The sequence below is a fragment of the Agromyces binzhouensis genome (genome assembly GCF_004135055.1).
Classification (GTDB): domain Bacteria; phylum Actinomycetota; class Actinomycetes; order Actinomycetales; family Microbacteriaceae; genus Agromyces; species Agromyces binzhouensis.
The window spans coordinates 1-3,503 of sequence record NZ_SDPL01000343.1 but is presented as its reverse complement, the minus strand read 5'-3'; the positions used below and the strand labels follow the sequence as shown (position 1 = coordinate 3,503).

Sequence of the window (3,503 nt, the reverse complement as noted above, 5' to 3'; positions counted from 1 at the left end):
CGACACCGACACCGACGGCGACGGCGACGACGACGGCACCGGCGGCACCGACGGCGACGACGGCGCACCGGACGACCCGGACGGGGACGCCGGCCCCGGCCGGAAGCCCGTCAGCTGACGTCCGCTCCGGCTCCCGCCGCCACCGCCTCGAGCCGCACGATGACCGCCTTGGAAACCGGGGTGTTGCTCTCCTCGGCAGCGCTCGCCAACGGGACCAGCACGTTGGCCTCCGGGTAGTACGCGGCCGCGCAGCCGCGCGCCGTCGGGTACGCGACCACGCGCTGGTTCGGCATGCGCCGGTCGGGCTCGCCCGGCCACTCGCTCACGACGTCGACGCGCTGCCCGTCGGCGATGCCGAGTTCGGCGAGGTCGTCGGGGTGCACGAACACCACGTCGCGGCCCTTCCGGATGCCGCGGTAGCGGTCGTTCAGGCTGTAGATGGTCGTGTTGAACTGGTCGTGCGAGCGCAGGGTCTGCAGGATCAGCCGACCCTCGGGCCGTTCGAGGTGCTCGAGCTCGTTGACGGTGATCACTGCCCGGCCCGTGGGGGTGTCGAAGCGCCGCTCGTCGCGCGGGCCGTTCGGCAGGACGAACCCGCCCTTCCGCCGCACGTCGTCGTTGAAGGACTCGAACCCGGGCACGACGCGTGCGATCCGATCGCGGATCAGGTCGTAGTCGCGTGCGAACTCGCGCCACGGGATGCCGTGGCGGTCGCCGAGCGTCGACTCGGCGAGCCGGCACACGATCGCGACCTCGGAGAGCAGGCCCTCGGCGACGGGCGGGATCGCGCCGTGGCTCGCGTGCACCGCGCACACGCTGTCCTCGACGGAGACGAACTGCGGCCGGCCGTCCTGGAGGTCGACCTCGGTGCGGCCGAGGGTCGGCAGGATGATCGCCTCCTCGCCCGTGACGACGTGGGAGCGGTTGAGCTTGGTCGAGACCTGCACCGTCAGCTTCGCCCCGCGCATGGCCCGCTCCGCGGCATCCGTGTCGGAGATCGCGCCGACGAAGTTGCCGCCCATCGCGACGAACACCTCGATGTCGCCGCGCTGCAGGCCCCGCACCGTCTGCAGCGAGTCGGCGCCCTCCCTCCGCGGCACGGGGAAGCGGAACTCGTCCTCGAGCGCCGCGAGGAACCGCTCGGGCATCTTCTCCCAGATGCCCATCGTGCGGTCCCCCTGCACGTTGCTGTGCCCGCGGATCGGGGAGGCCCCGGCGCCCGGCTTCCCGATGTTGCCGCGGAGCAGCAGCAGGTTCACGATCTCCCGGATCGTGGGGACCGCCTTCCGCTGCTGCGTGAGGCCCATCGCCCAGGTGATGATGACGCGATCGGCGGCGAGGTAGTCGGCCGCGAGCGCGTCGATCTCGTCGGCGCGCAGCCCGGTCGCGGCGAGCACGGCCGCCTCGTCGAGGTCGGCGAGGTGCGCACGGAAGGCCTCCAGCCCGACCGTGTGCCGGTCGAGGAAGTCGTGGTCGAGCACCGTGCCGGGCGCGGCATCCTCGGCGTCGAGCACGCGCCGGGAGACCGCCTGCAGCAGGGCCATGTCGCCGCCGGAGCGGATCTGCAGGAACCGGTCGGCGATCGCCGTGCCCCTCCCGAGGATGCCGCGCACCCGCTGCGGGTTCTTGTACCGGATGAGCCCGGCCTCGGGCAGCACGTTGACGCTCACGACCCGCCCGCCCGCCCGCTTGGTCTCCTCGAGGGCCGTGAGCATGCGCGGATGGTTCGTGCCGGGGTTCTGGCCCATGACGATGACGAGGTCGGCCTTCGCGAAGTCGTCGTAGTGCACGGTCGACTTGCCGATGCCGATCGTGGAGAGCAGGGCCGTGCCGGTCGACTCGTGGCACATGTTCGAGCAGTCGGGGAGGTTGTTCGTGCCGAACGCCCGGACGAAGAGCTGGTAGAGGAACGCGGTCTCGTTCGCGGTGCGACCGCTCGTGTAGAACGCGGCCCGGTCGGGCGACTCGAGCGCGTTCAGCCGTTCCGCGATGATGCGGAACGCGTCGTCCCACGAGATCGGCTCGTAGTGATCGGAGCCGGCGGGCTTGTGCACGGGCTCGGTGAGCCGGCCCTGTCGACCGAGCCAGTACTCGCCCCGGTCGGCGAGGCCCGTGAGCGAGTGCTCGGCCCAGAACTCGCGGGGCACGGTGATCGGCGTGGCCTCCCACGTCGTCGCCTTCATGCCGTTCTCGCAGAACTCGAGCCGGTTGCGGTGGCCGGGGTCGGGCCACGCGCAGCTCATGCAGTCGAAGCCGTCCTTCTGGTTGATGGCGAGGGCGAGCCGCGCGGTGCGCGAGAGGCCCATGCCGGCGAGCGCGGGCTCCATCGAGTGCAGGATCCCGGGGACGCCGACGGCCCATTCCTTCGGGTGTCCGACCTCGAGGTCGGGGTACGACTCCGGCGTCCGCTCGTCCATCAGCCCGCCACCGCCTCGGTCGCCGTGTCGCGCACCGCCGCGCCGATCGGCTCCTCGATGCGCTCGCCGCCGGCGTAGACGACCATCGACTCGCCGCGAAGGAACCCGATGAGGGTCAGGCCGGCCGCCGCCGCGTGCTCGACCGCGAGCGACGACGGCGCCGACACGGCCGCGAGCACGGGGATGCCGGCCATCGTCGCCTTCTGGGCGAGCTCGAAGCTCGCGCGACCCGAGACCTGCAGGACCGTGCCGCGGAGCGGCAGCAGGCCCTCGCGTGCGGCCCAGCCGACGACCTTGTCGACGGCGTTGTGGCGACCCACGTCCTCGCGCAGCACGAGGAGCTCGCCCGTCCGGCCGTCGAAGAGGGCCGCCGCGTGCAGGCCCCCGGTGCGCTCGAAGACCGCCTGCCCGGCGCGCATCCGGTCGGGGAAGCCCGCGAGCCGGGCCGGGTCGAGCCGGAGCGCGTCGCCGCCGACGTCGTAGACCGACCGCGTCCGCACGGCGTCGATGCTCGCCTTGCCGCACACGCCGCAGGAGCTGGTCACCGTGAAGTTCCGCTCCGTCGAGGCATCCGGTGCCGGCACGCCGGCCGCGAGGCCGACGTCGAGCACGTTGTAGGTGTTCTCGCCGGGTGCGCCGCAGTGGATGGCGGCGGCGACCTGGTCGCCTCGCGAGACGACCCCCTCGGAGACGAGGAAGCCGGTGGCGAGGTCGACGTCGTGCCCCGGCGTGCGCATGGTGACCGCGAGTCGGCGCCCGCCGACCCGGATCTCGAGCGGCTCCTCGACCGCGAGGTGGTCCTCCCGCCGGGATGTCGCGCCGCCGACGGTGACCCGTGTGACCCGCGTCCTCGCGGTGATCCTGCCCATGCCCCCTGCCTATCACGCCCCGACCCGGACCGGGCGATCTACAGTGAACGCGTGGTCGTGGTCGATGCGGTGATCCTCATGGGCGGGCGTGCCGAGCGGCTCGGCGGCATCGCCAAGGGCGACCTGCGCGTCGAGGGGCGGACGCTGCTCGAGCGCGTGGTGTCCGCCGCCGGCGTCGCGAGGCGGCGGGTCGTGGTCGGCGAGGTCGGGGCCTCGC

Annotated in this window: 2 protein-coding genes; both read right to left on the bottom strand. The window is 72.9% G+C overall.

Features of this window, described 5'->3' with window-relative positions; genetic code table 11:
* Positions 1-110: 110 nt before the first annotated feature.
* Positions 111-2,417 carry an FdhF/YdeP family oxidoreductase gene (locus tag ESO86_RS13800; protein WP_129235523.1) on the bottom strand — a complete coding sequence of 769 codons (2,307 nt, stop codon included), beginning with the start codon at positions 2,415-2,417 and terminating at the stop codon, positions 111-113.
* On the bottom strand, positions 2,417-3,286 hold the full coding sequence (gene fdhD / locus ESO86_RS13795) for a formate dehydrogenase accessory sulfurtransferase FdhD (protein ID WP_129235522.1): 870 nt from the start codon (positions 3,284-3,286) through the stop codon (positions 2,417-2,419). The genes ESO86_RS13800 and fdhD overlap by 1 nt, the downstream gene beginning before the upstream one ends.
* Between the last annotated feature and the right edge of the window lie 217 nt (positions 3,287-3,503).

Excerpts from the sequence above, each read along its gene's own strand:
- fdhD (WP_129235522.1), bottom strand. The coding sequence starts at position 3,286 with ATGGGCAGGATCACCGCGAGGACGCGGGTCACACGGGTCACCGTCGGC.
- ESO86_RS13800 (WP_129235523.1), bottom strand. The coding sequence starts at position 2,417 with ATGGACGAGCGGACGCCGGAGTCGTACCCCGACCTCGAGGTCGGACAC.